Origin of the sequence: Rhizobium sp. WCS2018Hpa-16 (genome assembly GCF_031843705.1) — a bacterium.
Lineage (GTDB): Bacteria > Pseudomonadota > Alphaproteobacteria > Rhizobiales > Rhizobiaceae > Agrobacterium > Agrobacterium tumefaciens_C.
The window spans coordinates 1-16,226 of record NZ_JAVTIX010000003.1 but is presented as its reverse complement, the minus strand read 5'-3'; the positions used below and the strand labels follow the sequence as shown (position 1 = coordinate 16,226).

The following is a 16,226-nucleotide window of genomic DNA, read 5'->3' as shown; positions in this document are numbered from 1 at the left end:
CCTCAAATACCGATGGCGATGCCATCGCTGCGCGGATCATGCGCACCGTCGATCCCACCTTCACTGTTCATTCGGATAATCCCCGCTTGCCCGGCAAGCGCGCTGAGTGCGGGAATCGCAATGGTTTCGTGGCCCATGGAATGCAGTGCCCCGATAACCTCTTCACCAATCGATGACTCGATCTTGAGATTATCCCGGCTATCGGAAAAGGTTCGCCCAAGCAGAAACCGGGGCGCAGAAAGTGCCGAAAGCGGGTCGAAACCATGGTCGATCAGAAGACTCAGCAGCAGTGCCAGCGTCTGAGGTTGCCCATCGGCCCCTTGCGTTCCGTAGAGAAGATGTGGCTTGCCATGTTTCAGACCGATGCCCGGATTGAGCGTGTAGAATGGTCTTTTACCCGGGGCGAGCTTGTTGAGGCTTGTCGGATCCGTGCTGAAGGCTGCACCGCGATTTTGCCAGAGAATGCCGGTGTCGCCCACCAGCACGCCGCTTCCCCAATCGTAATAGGTGCTTTGAAGAACGCTGGCGCAACGACCCTCATGATCCACTGCAGCGAGGTAGACCGTGTCACCGGTCTGATGAACTGCGGGCCATGGCTTGGCGACATGCCGGTCAATGGCTGCCGCCTTGCGCGAGAGTGCTGTGTCACTCAACACGTCAGCGCACGCCTGCGCCACGAAATCGGGGTCGGCAATGGCACCACGGTCAAGGAAGGCCTGCTTCACTGCCTCGACGCACAGATGATAAAACTCGGCTGAGGACGGCTCGACATTGCCCATCTCAAAATGCGCGAGGATTCCCATGATGGCGAGCGTGGTTATGCCTTGCGTTGGCGGCGGCGGTGCGAGAAGTTCGACGCCACGATAGGTCATGGAGATGGGTTCGACCGTTTGCGCAGCAGTCTTTCGCATGTCGCTGAGGCGAATAGGGCTGCCTGCTGCCTCAAGACCGCTGACGATGCGTCTGGCAAGTTCGCCCTCGTAAAACTCCCGGTGGCCATAAAGAGCGATCCGTTCCAGAACGGCAGCCAGTTGCGGTTGCCGCTGAACACCTTCAGCCGGGAAATGGGTGGCGACGCCAGGCCATGTGGAAATTTCGGCTGCACGAAATTCATGCCAGTGCTTTTGCGATTGGCTGACAGGAAACCCCTCTGCGGCCAATTCAATCGCGTCCGCCAGCAATGTGCCCATGCTCTCGGTTCCCTGCCAATTTTCGCAGGAGTACCGCAATGCCTCGCCCCAACTATCGACAAGTGCTGCTGTTGTCAGCGCCGAGAGCGGGCCGCGGCTCGGAATGGTATCCAGCACAGGCAGATGCTCCGCAGCCTGACCGATGCCCATGATCGTCTGCCGACGACCGGAACCATCCGCCACGATCCACACCGCATCTCCGCCTAACCCGCAAAAATGCGGGTAGAGGACGGTCAGCGCGGCACCGGCGGCAATCACAGCCTCGATCGCCGTTCCTCCCCGCCGCAAGACCTTCGCACCCGCTTCACTCGCGGTGTGATGCGGCGTTGTGATCATGCCCTTATTCGAGCGGGCCAACGTGTTTTCCGACTGCCGCATGATGCTCCTAATCGGATACGGAAATGTAACGGCTGAGAATCTCGGTGATGTCGGGACCATCGTCCTTGTCGTCCACCTTGGCACGGTCTTCGACGGCATGAAGGTGATGATCCATGATCCGGGTTGCCGTCTCGGCATCGAGGTTTTTCAATGCCTCGATCAACTGGACATGCTCATCGATGCCGCATTCGGCAGAGTGCGGGCGTCCGAAACGCGCGAGAATGAGCGAGGAGCGCGAAACAATCTGGCTGATGAAATCGATCAGTAGCTTGGAGCCCGTCAGTTCGGCGAGCAGAATGTGGAACTCACCAGCAAGCCGGATAGACCGTGGAGACGATGCCTGTAGAGCGCGCTCCTCTTCATGCACATGACTGATCAAAGCATCGATGCCGTCTCTTGGCATGCGCTTGCACAGGCGGCCTATCACTTCCCGCTCAAGGCAGCGCCTCAACGCAAAGACCTCTTCCGCCTCTTCCAATGTTGGCATGGCAACCGCTGCACCGCGATTGGGTTTGATCTCCACCAAACCATCCGAGGCAAGGCGCAACAAAGCGTTTCGGGCGCTGGTTCGGCTGACACCGAATGTGTCGCCGATGGAATCCTCTGGCAACTTTGTTCCCGGCTTCAACGCCTGCTCAAGAATGGCGCGGCGAAGAGAGGCGTAGATCGCGTCGCTTCTGCTGAGATTTGTCGACATAAAATGCGCTCTTTGTCTGGATGCAATTTCTCTCCATATCGCATGGGTAAATCGGAAAATCCATACCCATAAATTGCATGCAATTTTCTATTGCTTTTGCATTCTTGCTGAATTAGCGTTGATCATAGTTTGCAAAAAAGAGCTACTAGGCCGTTTGCAGCTACGGGTTTCAACAGCATTCAGTCCGAAACGCGGCAAATTGCCGACAGGATTGAATGCAATCCGAGGGGATCTATAAATGCAATTTTCCAGAACTTTGATGGCCGGGGCGGCACTGCTGGCGCTCGCCATGCCATCGTCTGCGGCTACCTTAAAATGGGGCGCATCCCGCGATATCAGTTCGCTCGACCCATATTCCTACGGCGACAGTTTTGCTCTTGGCGTGCTCAACCACTCCTACGAAGGATTGATGCGCTATGACCGAAACCTGAAGATCGAACCTGCACTTGCAACATCCTATGAAATCATCTCACCCACCACGTGGCGCTTCAAACTCCGAGAAGGTGTGAAATTCCACAATGGAGCCGATTTCACGGCAGACGATGTGCAGGCATCGCTCGTGCGTGCGACAAACCCGAAATCACCCCTTCGCGGTAACATACCCGCCTATAAGGGCTCCCGCGTCATCGATGCCCACACAATCGAGATCGACGTATCGGCCAACTATCCGTTGCTTCTCAACGATTTGACCACGATCTACATTTTTGATGCGGGCTGGCTGAAGGACAATAATGCTGAAGCGCCGACCGATGTTGGCTCTGGCACCGAAGGTTACGCCACCTATAATGAGAACGGCACCGGCCCCTTCAAGGTGGAAAGCCGCCAGCCGGACGCAAAAACCGTTTTCGTGAAATATGACGGCTGGTGGGACAAGCCACAGCACAACATCGACCGCATCGAGCTGACGCCGATTGCCTCCAGCGCCACGCGCGTAGCCGCACTTCTGTCCGGTGATATCGACTTTACCGATCAGGCACCGGTGCAGGACTTGCCGCGGCTTGAAGCAGCCTCCGGGCAGGTGAAGCTTCTTGAAGGAACCGATCTGCGCACCGTCATGATCGGGTTCAGCCAGCGTGACCAGTTACTATCGGGTGCGCCCAACCCGATGAAGGATCTGCGCGTTCGTCAGGCCATGCAGCTCGCTATTGATCTGGATCTGATCCAGAAACGCGTGATGCGCGGCAAGTCCCGCAATGCCGGCGCTCTCGTGGCGCCACAGATACCAGGATATGATGCCGCACTCGACCAACCGGTCAAGGCCGATCCCGAAAAGGCGAAAGCACTTCTCAAAGAAGCAGGTGCTGAAGGTTTCGAGTTTGAAATCAACTGCGCTGACACTTTGGTCAACGAAGAACAGATGTGCCAGGCCGTCGCGTCCATGTGGTCGCGTGTTGGTCTCAAGCCGAAACTGGACCAAGGCACGCGCGCCGTTCAGACCCCGAAACGATCTGCGGGCAAGGTGGACGTCTATACACTCGGCTGGGCCACGTTGCCCATGCTGGATGCCTACAGCCTGACATCGCAGGTTCTGCACACCAAGGAAGGTTCGTTCGGCATTTTCAACTGGGGTGGCTGGTCGGATAAGGAATTCGACAAGGTGACGGAGGCCTCAGCAGTCGAACTCGACACGACCAAACGCCTTGCACTGGAAGCACAATCACTGAAGATCGCAAAGGATCATGCACTGATGATCCCGCTTCACCAGCAACCGCTGGCCTGGGCCACAAGCGCCAAGATTGCCGACTTCCCGCTGTTTTCGGATAACCTGCCCCGTTTGTGGCTGGTGAAAATGTAAGCCGATCCCCGCCAATATTGTGGCGGGGACCTTCCTTCGCGTGGGCCAGATCAAGGACATTTCACCATGCTTGCTTTCCTCATCAAGCGGATCGGCAATGCCGTTCTCGTGATGCTGACGGTTGCTTTCTTTGCCTTTCTCATCTTCCGGTTCCTCGGAGATCCCGTCGAGATGATGGTGAACGAAAGCGCCACCCAGGTTGACCGCGATGAATTGCGCGGACGCCTTGGCCTGAACGATGGCTTCCTCGTCCAATATGTTCGCTTTGTCGCAAACGCTGCGCAGGGTGAATTCGGCCTGTCCTGGCGCAACCAGCAGTCCGTTCTGGGTCTTATTGCAGAGCGATTTCCAGCCACCTTCGAACTGGTCATCATTGCCACCATCCTGTCCCTCGTTATCGGCATACCGCTGGGTGTTTTCACCGCAATCGGCCGTGGAAAATGGTGGGCGGAAAGCCTTCAGTTCAGCTCTATCATAGGCGTTTCCCTGCCCAGCTTTCTCGTCGGCATTCTCCTCATCCTCGTCTTTTCCGTCACGCTTGGCTGGTTGCCCGGCTATGGGCGGGGCGATGTGGTGCGCATCGGCTGGTGGTCCACGGGGCTGTTGACGCCTTCTGGCCGCGCCGCTGTCATCCTTCCGTCGCTGTCGCTCTCCCTTTTCCAGATCACGCTCGTCATGCGGCTGGTTCGGGCGGAAATGCTGGAAACTTTAAGAGCAGACTTCATCAAATTTGCCCGTGCACGCGGCGTGAAAAGGCGAGCGCTCTGGTTTCGCCACGCGCTCAAGAACTGCCTGATGCCTGTTGTTACCCTGACCGCCATGCAGGTCGGCAATCTCATTGCTTTTGCGCTCGTTACTGAAACGGTTTTCCAGTGGCCTGGCATGGGAATGCTGTTCATGCAGGCTGTCACCTTCGTCGACATCCCGGTCATGGCGGCCTATCTGTGCATCGTATCCTTCATTTTCGTTACGCTGAATACCTTCGTCGACATCGCCTATGCGGTCATCGACCCGCGTCTACGCGCCGCGTGACAGGAGCCAACCCATGACCGCCATCGAGCCAACACAAACAACGACCAGACCATCGCGCTTTTCACGATTACTGCAATCCGATCTGGGGTGGAGCTTTACCCATCACCCATCCGCGATCATTGCCGCCCTCATGCTTTTGGTGCTGATCGCGTCAGCCTTTCTGGCCCCGTTATTTACGGTGCAGAACCCCTATGATCTGGCCTCTCTCGATCTTCTGAACGCCGAGATCCCACCGATATGGATGGAAGACGGCCAGTGGCCATACATTCTCGGTACCGACGTTCAGGGCCGCGATCTGTTGTCGGCCATCCTTTATGGATCGCGGGCATCCATCATCATCGGTGCGGCCTCTGTAGCCGTATCGCTGATCGTCGGCTCGACGCTCGGCTTGATTGCCGGCTACCACGGCAAATGGGCCGACAGTCTTTTGATGCGCGCAGGCGATGTACTTTTATCCATGCCGACAATGCTCATCGCCATTCTCGTCTCCGCACTCGCCCGGCAGATGCTGCCGCCCTATCTGCGTGAAGCAGGGGCATCAGGCGTCATCGTCTTTGCGATCTCGCTGTCTGCGTGGGTGCAATATGCACGGACAGTGCGGGCGCAGACCATGGTCGAGCGCAACAAGGAATATGTGCAGGCGGCGAGACTGATCCGCGTGCCGACATGGCGCATCATGCTGAAGCACATCCTTCCCAACACCACGACACCCCTGCTGGTCACAGCAACGCTGAACTTCGGTCTTGGCATACTGATCGAGGCGACGCTGTCTTTCCTGGGCGTTGGCATGCCGCCGGAACAGCCATCGCTGGGGACGCTGATCCGTATCGGCAATCAATATCTGTTTTCAGGTCTGTGGTGGATCGTCCTTTTCCCCGGCCTCCAGCTCTGTCTGCTCGTTGTCTCCATCAACGTGCTCGGTGACTGGTTGCGCGACGCCCTTAACCCGAAATTACGCTGAGGCATCTGATGACTGATCTTTTGATTACCAATGCTAGACCCATGGGCGGCGCAAAGGCCGATATCCTGATCAAGGATGGGCGCATTGCCGATATGGGTGAAAATCTCACCGCCGATGGCGTCGCTGTCGAGGATGCAGGTGGTCGCATCGCCATTCCCGGTCTTGTCGATGCCCACACCCATCTCGACAAATCGCTGCTGGGCTATCCATGGTACGTCAACACTGTTGGCCCGCGTTTGATCGACAAGATCGACAATGAGCGCGCAGTAAAGCGTGAATACGGTCTCGACGCACACGTTCAGTCAATGCGGCAGTCATTGCAGTCGGTCGGTTACGGCACGACGCTGATCCGCACTCATGTCGATATCGATACCGACCAGGGCCTGGTCGCACTGGAAGGTGTCATGGAAACGCGGCGTCAGCTTGCCGGCGTTGTTGAAATCGAAATCGTCGCTTTCCCACAATCCGGACTGATGCGCAGACCCGGCACCGCCGAACTGCTGGACAAGGCCATGGAAATGGGTGCCGATCTGGTCGGCGGGCTCGATCCGTGCGGCATGGATCGCGATCCGAAAGGCCATCTCGATACGATCTTCGCGATTGCCGACAAATACGGAAAAGGCATCGATATCCATCTGCATGAAGGCGGAGAGCTTGGCGCTTTCTCCATGGAGATGATCTTCGAGCGCATCCGCGCCATGGGCATGCAGGGCAAGGTCGCGGTCAGCCATGCCTTCTGCCTTGGTCTTCCCGACTGGAACGTGTCTCAAGCACTGATCGCCACATGCGCCGAGCTCGACGTCCCTATTTTTACCACCGCCCCGCCTTCCCGAGAAGTGCCGTCTCTGAAACGCCTGCATGCTGCGGGCGTGCGCTTCGGTGCCGGCGTCGACGGCTTTCGCGACACATGGGGGCCGTATGGCAACGGAGACATGCTGGAACGCGCCATGCTGCTGGGCATGAAGAACAATCTGCGCCGTGATGATGAGCTTGCCATGGCGCTCGATGTTTGCACCACCGGCGGTGCTTTGGCGATGGACCGCCCGGCACACGCGCTTGAGGTGGGCGGTCGGGGCGACGTCGTTCTAGTCGAAGGTGAGAGCGTCGGCGAAGCGATTGTCACGCATCAGCCGCGCAAACTGGTTGTCACCGCTGGCAATATCGTTGCACGCGATGGCGCAAGCTTGAGAGCACGACCATGATGGAAGAAAACTGGTCCACTCTGCCCCTCGGCAAACGTCCGCCCGGTCGGTGGGCGCTTGCTGCGCGTTACGTCATTGCCGATCTGCCTGAAGGCAGACGCCTCATCACCAGCGGCGAAGTCGTCATCGAGAATGACCGCATCCTCTGGGTCGGCTCCCGCTTCGAAGGCGAATTGTCCGCACGTTATGACATGGGCGAAGCCCTTATCGGTCCGGGCTTTGTCGATCTCGATGCCCTGTCCGATCTCGACACGACCGTGCTTGCCATGGACAACCAGCCGGGCTGGAAAAAAGGACGCGTCTGGCCTTCGGATTACGCCGCTCGGGCCTATGAGATGTATTCGCCAGAGGAGCTGGCTTTCCAGAAGCGTTACGCGTTTGCGCAATTGCTGCTCAACGGCATCACATCGGCACTGCCGATCGCATCGCTTTTCTACCGCGCATGGGGTGAAACGGTCTCCGAATTCGAGGTTGCCGCCATCGCTGCAGAAGACCTCGGCATCCGTGTCTGGCTCGGCCCGGCCTATCGCAGCGGCGGCGTCATCCTTGACCCAGCGGGTGCCATGCAGCCGGTCTTCGATGAAGAGCGGGGACTTAGAGAGCTTTCTGATGCGGCAGCCTTTGCCAAAACGCTTCACGGCAAAGGCAATGGTCTGATTTCCGGCATGTTCGCACCGGACCGCGTGGAAACCTGCACGCAGGAACTCCTGCGCCTCACATTTGCCTATGCCGATGATCTCGACATGCCCGTACGCCTGCATATGGCGCAGGGAGAAATGGAGTTGCAAACCGTTCAGCGGCTGTATGGCACCACAGCCCCGCAGTGGCTCGATAATCTGGGCTTGCTTTCTTCGCGCCTGATCGCACCGCATGCGACTGTGGCGACGGACGACGATCTGGCTCGCTATGCTGCAAACGGCGTGACCGTTGCCCACTGTCCGCTTGTGTCTGCGCGGCATGGCTCGTCTCTGAAATCCTTCTCCCGACTGAAGGAGAAAGGGATTCGCATCGGCATGGGGACTGATACGGCGCCGCCAGACATGGTGTTGAACATGGCCGTTGGCTTGATGGCAAACAGGATAGCGGAGGGACGTGGCGATGCCGGATCGGCAGCCGATTTCTACGATGCAGCCACCCTTGCCGGAGCAGATGCCCTGAAACGATCTGATCTCGGACGTCTCGCGCCCGGTGCCAAAGCTGACATCGCCGTGTTCGACATGGCAGACCGTATGATCGCGCCGCGCATTGATCCGATCCAGACCCTCGTCTATGGCGCAACCGGTCGCGTAACCCGCGCAACAATCGTCGATGGGCGGCTTTCCATGCGTGATGGACAAGTCGCCGGGATCGATCTGGCAGCAGCGAGGGGCCAGGCGCAGCAGCAATTCGACCGCCTGATCGAACGCTATCCCGAGCGCACCTTCGGCCATCCACCGGTGGAAGACATTTTCCCGCCAAGCTACCCCTCCCATCAAAGCGAGGTGTCTTCATGAACACTGCCAGCCCATCGCCCGCCCTTGAGGTCAAAAGCCTGTCTGTCGAGTTTCCGACCCGCAGTGGCGTTCTGACTGCATTGTCCGATGTATCTTTGACGATCGCGAAAGGAGAGATTCTCGGTGTCGTCGGTGAATCCGGTGCCGGGAAATCCATGACCGGCATGGCCGTTCTCGGCCTTCTCGAACCGCCAGGGCGCGTTGCATCCGGCGAAATCCATATTGGTGGAAAACGAACAGACAATCTGAGCAATGAGGAAATGGAGAACGTGCGGGGTCGCATGGTGGGTGCTATATTTCAGGACCCGCTGACATCGCTCAACCCCCTATTCTCCGTCGGGCAGCAGCTTATAGAAACCATCCGGCTGCATTCAGACCGAAACCGCGCGCAGGCACGTCTTCACGGTATTCACCTTTTGCAACAGGTGGGCATTCCCGGTGCTGAAGAGCGCATCGACCATTATCCGCACCAGTTTTCCGGCGGCATGCGTCAGCGCGTTGTCATCGCCTTGGCATTGGCAGGAAATCCGCAGCTGATTATCGCAGATGAGCCAACGACAGCGCTTGATGTGTCGATACAGGCGCAGATCACCAGCCTCCTGCGCAAGCTATGCCGGGAACAGGGTGCCGGCGTGATGCTTGTCACGCACGACATGGGCGTGATTGCTGAGACCGCAGACCGTGTGGCGGTCATGTATGCCGGTCGCATCATTGAGATCGGCGCGGTCGAAGATGTCATCGCCCGCCCCAAGCATCCTTATACGCAGGGCCTGATGGGTTCCATTCCAGCGCTTGGTGCGCGTGTCGAGCGTCTTACCCAGATCGACGGCGCGATGCCACGGCTTAATGCCATTCCCAATGGCTGCGCCTTCAATCCGCGCTGTCGCTCGGTCGGTCCACGCTGTCACAAAATCCGCCCGGCACTGGTTCCGCAAGCCAACGGTGCCGTTGCCTGCCTGCTTCATGATGGAGGTGTCGCATGAGAAGCTCTCGGAACGCGCTTGAAGTTGACCAATTGACGCGGGTGTTCGATGTCTCGACGCCCTGGCTCAACCGGATGATCGAGCGCAAGCCGAAACGGTATCTGCACGCCGTGCAGGATGTCACCTTCATTGTCCAGAAAGGCAAGTGCCTGGCACTGGTGGGGGAATCTGGATGCGGAAAATCGACGGTAGCGCGGCTGGTGACGGGTCTATACGCGCCAACCGAGGGTGCCATCGTCTTTGCGCCTGCCAATGACGGCAAGCCTATGGAAGCGCAGATGATCTTTCAGGACCCGCATGCGAGCCTTAACCCGCGCTGGCGCGTTGGCGATATCATTGCCGAACCCATCCGCGAATTCGGCCTTCGTGACAGTCCAGAGGCCGTTACCGAGCGTGTTGCCGATCTGCTGACGATCGTGGGTCTTTCGCCCGATGACATCAGGCGGTATCCGCATGAGTTTTCCGGCGGTCAGCGGCAGCGCATTTCCATTGCGCGGGCGCTGGCAAGCGAGCCGGAATTCCTTGTCTGCGACGAGCCGACATCGGCGCTGGATGTTTCCGTGCAGGCGCAAATCCTCAATTTGATGCGAGAGCTTCAGGACGAGCTTGGACTAACCTACCTGTTTATCAGCCACAACCTGGCCGTCGTGCGTCACATGGCAGACCGGATTGCCGTCATGTATCTCGGGAGAATTGTAGAAGAAGCGGATACGGAAGCACTCTTCGCCAATCCGCAGCATCCCTACACGAAGCTGCTGCTCCAGACGATCCCGGATGTCGGCTCCCCCAATCGCGACCGTGCATTGATGGGCGGAGAACCACCCAGCCCGCTCGACCCACCGAAAGGCTGCGCCTTTCACCCACGCTGTCCCCTTGCCGCAGATATTTGCAGCCGGGAGGCCCCGATTTCACGCGAGCGCCACGGCGGTGGTGTCGTCGCCTGCCACATGGCGCCGCTTTAGGAGGCGCCGTCATTTCGACGTCGAACACGTTATAGATTGCTTCAGGAGTTTAATAAGCATGACAAAGACTGTCTTCACCAATGCCAAACTGGCTTGCGGCCTGCTGCATGATGTCACTGTCGAGCAGGGACGGATTACGTCCATCGAACCTGCCGGATCAAATGCCGCTTCAGCTTCCATTGTCGACATTGCCGGAGACATGCTCGTACCGGGGTTCGTCGAAGGACATATCCATCTGGACACCAGCTTCTACGGCGACACATGGATGCCTCATCGCCCCTGCACCAACGGCTTCGACGTGCATGAGCGCGTGGCATTCCAGGCGGAAAACATGGCCATCGCTGCACCGATGGACAAACGCGCACGCGACCAGCTCGATCTATGCATCGGCAATGGAACGCTGCATATGCGCAGCCACGTCATGGTGGATGGCTCCGTCGGCCTGAAATCACTGGAAACCATTCTGGCGGTTCGTGAAGACTATAAGGACATCATCGACATCCAGCTCGTCGCTTTTCCCCAAAGCGGCATTTTGAAAAGCCCGGGTACACCGGAACTCCTCGACGAAGCGATCAAACTCGGCGCAAACCTTGTCGGCGGTCTTGACCCCGCGAGCTTCGACCGAGACGTCAACGGCCATCTCGATGTGGTCTTCGGCGTTGCCGAAAAACACGGGGTGGACGTGGATATCCATCTCCACGATGCCGGAAGCATGGGTGCTTTTACAATCGAGGAAATTTGTGCGCGCACGGTGGCGCTTGGCATGCAGGGCCATGTCGCCATCAGCCACGCCTATGGGCTTGGGGACCTGCCCATGGACGCGGCGCGCAAAATTGCTGCGACCATCGCCAAAAGTGGCGTATCGATCATGACAAATGCACCCGGCAATCACACTTTTCCGCCCGTTGCTCTGCTGCGCCAAGAAGGCGTGACCGTCTTCAGCGGTAGCGACAACATCCGCGATTCCTGGTGGCCCTATGGTGACGGCGACATGCTGCATCGCGCAGAAATCATCGGCTACCGCTCCGGCTTCTACACCGACGAGGAGCTGCAAGCTGCATTCGACATCGTCACAACCGAAAGCGCAAAAGCTCTTCGGCTCGATAATTACGGAATTCAGGTCGGTGCAAAAGCTGATTTTGTGACGCTCTCGGCCACGTGCATCCCGCAAGCGGTCGTCGCATTTCCCAGAAATCGCAAGGTCTTCAAAGGCGGGAAAATGGTGGCAGATGGCAACAAAGTGATTTGGTGAGACCGATTCGTGGAATTCGTTGTAGGCGACGCCGCAGTGTTGGAAACGATGATTGACCCTGCACTTCATGCAGGATCAGTCAAGGACAGGCGGTTAGTGTCGAGTGTTTATGGAGACAGCTCTTCCAGAACCTTGCCCTTCGTTTCCACTGCAAACACCGCAGTCACGAGAGCACCCACAAGAAGTATCACCGCGAATGCGCCGAACACATACTGGATACCCATCGAAGACATCACCCAGCCAACAGCAATCGGACCCGCTGACGATCCAAGGCGCAGCCACGCGCTGCCCGTCCCGGTGCCAATGGCACGCAAACGGGTTGGATAGATTTCCGCCGAATAGAGGTACAGCGAAAACGTCACAGTCTGTAGAATGGCATATGCCAGCCCGGCGAGGATAAGAACCTGTGTTGCCGATGTTGCCCCCAACCAGGCAAGAATGACAAGCGGAATGGGTGCGAGCAGCAGTGCGCCTACATACCAGCGCTTGCGTCCAACCCGATCAATCAGCAGTGCGCATATGATGGCTGCGATCACCCCGCCGACTGACGTCATGAAGCCGTATAGGATGCTGGTTTCGAGCGGCAGGTTAAAGGTCTGTCGATACAGTGTCGGAAGCCAGGTAATCGTGCCATTTGCAACCATATAGGCACAAAACCACATAGCCCAGATAGAGAGTGTGCGCTTGAGGTAAATGCCTTGAAACAGTTCGCGCCAGTCGGATTTACGGCGCAAGGGAGCGGCTAAGAGCTTGGGTTCGGGCAGTTCGTGGCCAGACGAGCGTGCGCTATTTTCAAATTTGGTCACGATCTTGTCTGCTTCCTCATAGCGCCCATTGGCAACCAGCCACCGGGGAGATTCGTGCAGGCACCAACGCAGCGGTATCATCAAAATCGCAGGAACGAGGCCGACCACAAACATGGCTTTCCAGCCATAAACCGGCACCATGAAATATCCGATGAAGCCAGCACCAACGAGTCCGAGCAAAAACATCACTTCGTACAGAAGAAAGAAACGACCGCGGCCTTTGGAGCCAATCAGTTCGTTGATGTAGGCGCTGGCCACAGGAACTTCACCACCCGTTCCAATTCCCTGAATAAACCGAAACGCCATCATCATTCCTGCGCCTGCGGCGAAGAGGCAAGCGACGTCCATGCTGACGAAAAGCAGGATCGTAAACAGCAGGACCTTGAGACGTCCGATCTTTTCGGCCATCCAGCCAAAGCACACCGCACCGATGAGCTGCCCCAGATAGCCCATGGAAAGGATCATGCCGGTTTGTCCCGGGGTGAGGTTCCATTCACGAACCAGAACAGGCATGGCATATGCAATGGCAATAACGGTATAGCCATCAAAAAACGTCGCGGCGCCGACGATGTTACGAGCCCAGAAAACCTCCCGGGTTACCGGCAATCGTTCAAGGCGTGCACTGATTTCAGCTTGAGGATCAACGAGCGGCGTTGCCGCCGTCATCCTTTGTTCCATATTCATGATTTCCTCCCTTTGCTGGCCCACTCCCGGCCTAGCCTCGAACCTTCCGCACCAATCGTCTCAAATTCCGAAATCGACCAGGCAGGCACGCTCTTTCACGGATTGCGCAGGTGCATCACATCACTCCCTGATGTGCGGCAAGATTTTCTTCCCCGTCATTCAATAGCCCCCGCCTGTTCAACGGGGGCTTTCGAACATTATTCAGCCGCCATCAATTGCTCGACACGGCCGATACCTGCGGCTTCAAAGGCGGCAAAGATTTCAGCTTCGGCCTTTTCGCCGAGGTTCTTCAGCGGCTCACGAATGGTTGCATGGTCCAGCACACCTCGGTGAACGAGGCCGAGCTTGAGCGCAACTGTGCCCTCCATGTGGGAGCCTCTGTGATAGACGGCGCGAGTGACCGGCAGCAAACGCTCGAAAATCTTTCGCGCTTCAGGATAGTTTTGTGCCTTGCCTGCATTAATGAGCTCAATCAGCAATTCCGGAGCGATATTGCCGTAACCAACCAGCAAGCCGTCAACATCAAACATGGTCGGCAACAGCCACTCATCATGGCAGCTGAGGATTTGAAGTTTAGGGTTGGCCTTTTTCAACTCAGGAATTTCGACGTACCAGCGCTTCATATTGCGCACGCCGTTCTTGGTCGCAACGACGCCTTCCTGGGTCGCGATCGCCAGCTGGGTATCGAGGTCATAGGACGCTTTGGTCACATCAGGGTACTGGAACAGGATGCACTGAAGCCCGGATTCCTCCCAGATCGCCTTGTAACGATCCTGAGGCGCGCCTTTTTGAAAGCCAAACCGCAGCCAGCCATGGTTCGGATAGACGAGCGCACCTGTCGCACCAGCAGCCTTGCACTTCTTTGCCTCTTGCGCGGCGACCCTTGTTCCTTCGCCAGTGATACCGGCGATGATCGGGATGCAGCCGTCCACAGCCTCGACATAGGTGCGAATAAGCTTGAGCCGCTCTTCTTCCGTCAGGAATGTTCCTTCGCCGGCGTGGCCCAGAATGACCAGGCTCTTTACGCCATCCATTCCGGCAAGCCATTTCGCGATACGGGCGTTGGCCGCGTAGTCAACTTCACCTTCACGGGTAAATGCCGTGACCGGCGCGGGGCTGAGGCCTCTCATGTCCATTGCTTGCATGGGATATCTCCTCCTCAGATAGCCACTGTCCGCCTTGCGATCAGTGGTGGGATCGGTAATGGGAACGTTCCCAACATCGATCTGGATTTTACTGGTGTCAATAGTTTTTTTAATGCATGGTCCGCATTAGCGAATGTGAGGATAACCGTGGCGAAAAAAACAGAAATGGAAGCAGCGTCTAAAGAGGCAGGCCGTCAACCACGAGTAACCATCCTCGATGTCGCCTCAGCCGCAGGGGTGTCCAAGTCGACGGTGTCGCGAATTCTCGATGAACGCCTCCCCCGTTCTGACAATGCCACGTCCCGGCGTGTGCGAGAGATCGCGGAGGAAATGGGATATATGCGCGATGTCTCGGCAGCGAGCTTGAGACGCGGCAACACCATGACAATTGGCGTGATCGTGCCTCGGTTGACGGATACGGTCATGGCGATGCTTTATGAATCGTTGGCCAAGGCGTGCAGCAAAACAGGACGCTTCGCCATTGTCGCTACGACCGACGACAAGCCTAAAGCTGACCGGCTTGCGGCAGAGTCTCTTCTCAAAAGAGGCGTCGATGGATTGATCTTGTCGACGGCGCGTGAAGACGACGATTTCCCAGAGGTCCTCACGGCTCGAGGGATACCTTTTGTTCTGGCTCTGCGCGGTGATGGTCGAAGCCTCTCCTCTGTTGGTGATGATCGATTGGGTGGATATCTTGCAACACGACATCTGCTGGATCTGGGGCATCGACGCATCGGAGTGATTGCCGGTCCGTCATATGCTTCAAGCTCAATCGGACGTGTAGAAGGTTATCGTCAGGCCCTAGAAGAGGCAGGCATATCTGTCTGCATGGAGTACATCGTCCCCTCTACGTTTGGTATTGATGCTGGCGCCGATGCTGCTCAACAACTCATGGGCCTGCATGATCGTCCGACAGCAATCTTCGCCGTCAACGATAACACCGCCATCGGAGCCCTGTCCGGTCTGTCACGCATGGGGCTATCCGTGCCTGGCGATGTTTCCGTTGTGGGATACAATGACATTCCGATCGTCAACCACCTTCCGACACCACTAACTACGCTGCGTGTACCTTTTGATCAGATCGGATCGAACGCTCTGGATCTGCTCGCGAGCGGAACAACCGCAAGCGAGGATCGCATCCGCATCTCGGCTCCGACGCTCATCCCCAGAAAGAGCTCGACCAAGCCTAGGTCTTGAAGGCTGTTGAACGTCGCACACCCAAATCAGATCTGAGAGGGTCGCCACCTTTCTTTCTGTCTCTCTACCTAATCAGAAGGAAAATTGGGTCCAAGGTCACCGCCAGGACCGAGATTGCTAACCGCAAGTTCCTTTATCTCGCCCGTAGGGCGATGAGCACACCAAACAGCGCCTGATGCCAATCGTGCGCGACCTCACCCAGAGGGGCATCATCGGCCAAGGACCTGACGATTAGCTGGCATCTCTGCAAGTCCACGGCACATTGCGACCATCATGTCGTCGATGGACATAAAAGACGTAGCGCATTGCCTCTGAGGCCAGACGCACGAACTTTCTCAAGGCGTATGCAGAGGAACTATTGAGGAGGTTTGCCGAGTGGGAGCTTACCAATATTTTTGGTTGCGGGGGCAGGATTTGAACCTGCGGCCTTCAGGTTATGAGCCTGACGA

At 57.3% G+C, this 16,226-nt stretch carries 13 protein-coding genes; 9 read left to right on the top strand and 4 right to left on the bottom strand.

From position 1 onward, the window contains the following. Positions 1 to 2 precede the first annotated feature (2 nt). Positions 3 to 1,526, bottom strand: coding sequence for a gamma-glutamyltransferase family protein (locus tag RQI55_RS11240; protein WP_042618943.1), 1,524 nt, complete (start codon positions 1,524 to 1,526; stop codon positions 3 to 5). 49 nt (positions 1,527 to 1,575) lie between these two features. Then, positions 1,576 to 2,265 (bottom strand): GntR family transcriptional regulator, encoded by a 690-nt coding sequence (locus RQI55_RS11235; RefSeq protein ID WP_042618851.1) that lies wholly within the window; start codon positions 2,263 to 2,265, stop codon positions 1,576 to 1,578. Between the two features lie 238 nt (positions 2,266 to 2,503). On the opposite strand from RQI55_RS11235, the gene RQI55_RS11230 reads away from it, so the two are divergent. From RQI55_RS11230 to RQI55_RS11195, 8 genes are all read left to right on the top strand, one after another. Next, positions 2,504 to 4,060, top strand: a complete 1,557-nt coding sequence (locus RQI55_RS11230; protein WP_409233722.1) for an ABC transporter substrate-binding protein — start codon at positions 2,504 to 2,506, stop codon at positions 4,058 to 4,060. Positions 4,061 to 4,126: 66 nt separating this feature from the next. Beyond that, entirely contained in the window at positions 4,127 to 5,092 is a 966-nt protein-coding gene (locus RQI55_RS11225) for an ABC transporter permease (RefSeq protein ID WP_042618849.1), read from the top strand. Positions 5,093 to 5,105: 13 nt separating this feature from the next. Beyond that, entirely contained in the window at positions 5,106 to 6,053 is a 948-nt protein-coding gene (locus RQI55_RS11220; RefSeq protein WP_042618848.1) for an ABC transporter permease, read from the top strand. Between the two features lie 8 nt (positions 6,054 to 6,061). After that, positions 6,062 to 7,255: an amidohydrolase family protein gene (locus RQI55_RS11215; protein WP_042618847.1), complete on the top strand. Its 1,194-nt coding sequence runs from the start codon at positions 6,062 to 6,064 to the stop codon at positions 7,253 to 7,255. After that, on the top strand, positions 7,255 to 8,748 hold the full coding sequence (locus RQI55_RS11210; RefSeq protein WP_042618942.1) for an amidohydrolase family protein: 1,494 nt from the start codon (positions 7,255 to 7,257) through the stop codon (positions 8,746 to 8,748). The genes RQI55_RS11215 and RQI55_RS11210 overlap by 1 nt, the downstream gene beginning before the upstream one ends. Next, positions 8,745 to 9,731 (top strand): ABC transporter ATP-binding protein, encoded by a 987-nt coding sequence (locus tag RQI55_RS11205; RefSeq protein WP_042618846.1) that lies wholly within the window; start codon positions 8,745 to 8,747, stop codon positions 9,729 to 9,731. Before RQI55_RS11210 ends, RQI55_RS11205 begins: the two co-directional genes overlap by 4 nt. Further along, on the top strand, positions 9,728 to 10,693 hold the full coding sequence (locus tag RQI55_RS11200; protein ID WP_042618845.1) for an ABC transporter ATP-binding protein: 966 nt from the start codon (positions 9,728 to 9,730) through the stop codon (positions 10,691 to 10,693). The genes RQI55_RS11205 and RQI55_RS11200 overlap by 4 nt, the downstream gene beginning before the upstream one ends. Before the next feature lie 58 nt (positions 10,694 to 10,751). Continuing rightward, a complete protein-coding gene (locus tag RQI55_RS11195) occupies positions 10,752 to 11,945 on the top strand; it encodes an amidohydrolase family protein (RefSeq protein WP_311272573.1) in 1,194 nt (397 codons plus the stop codon). 107 nt (positions 11,946 to 12,052) lie between these two features. Here the strand turns inward: RQI55_RS11195 and RQI55_RS11190 are convergent, their stop codons facing one another. Continuing rightward, on the bottom strand, positions 12,053 to 13,435 hold the full coding sequence (locus tag RQI55_RS11190; RefSeq protein WP_042618843.1) for an MFS transporter: 1,383 nt from the start codon (positions 13,433 to 13,435) through the stop codon (positions 12,053 to 12,055). A gap of 197 nt (positions 13,436 to 13,632) precedes the next feature. Then, positions 13,633 to 14,580: a dihydrodipicolinate synthase family protein gene (locus RQI55_RS11185; protein ID WP_042618842.1), complete on the bottom strand. Its 948-nt coding sequence runs from the start codon at positions 14,578 to 14,580 to the stop codon at positions 13,633 to 13,635. Between the two features lie 165 nt (positions 14,581 to 14,745). Between RQI55_RS11185 and RQI55_RS11180 the strand changes: the two genes are divergently transcribed. Continuing rightward, entirely contained in the window at positions 14,746 to 15,777 is a 1,032-nt protein-coding gene (locus tag RQI55_RS11180; protein ID WP_042618941.1) for a LacI family DNA-binding transcriptional regulator, read from the top strand. The last annotated feature ends 449 nt before the right edge of the window (positions 15,778 to 16,226 follow it).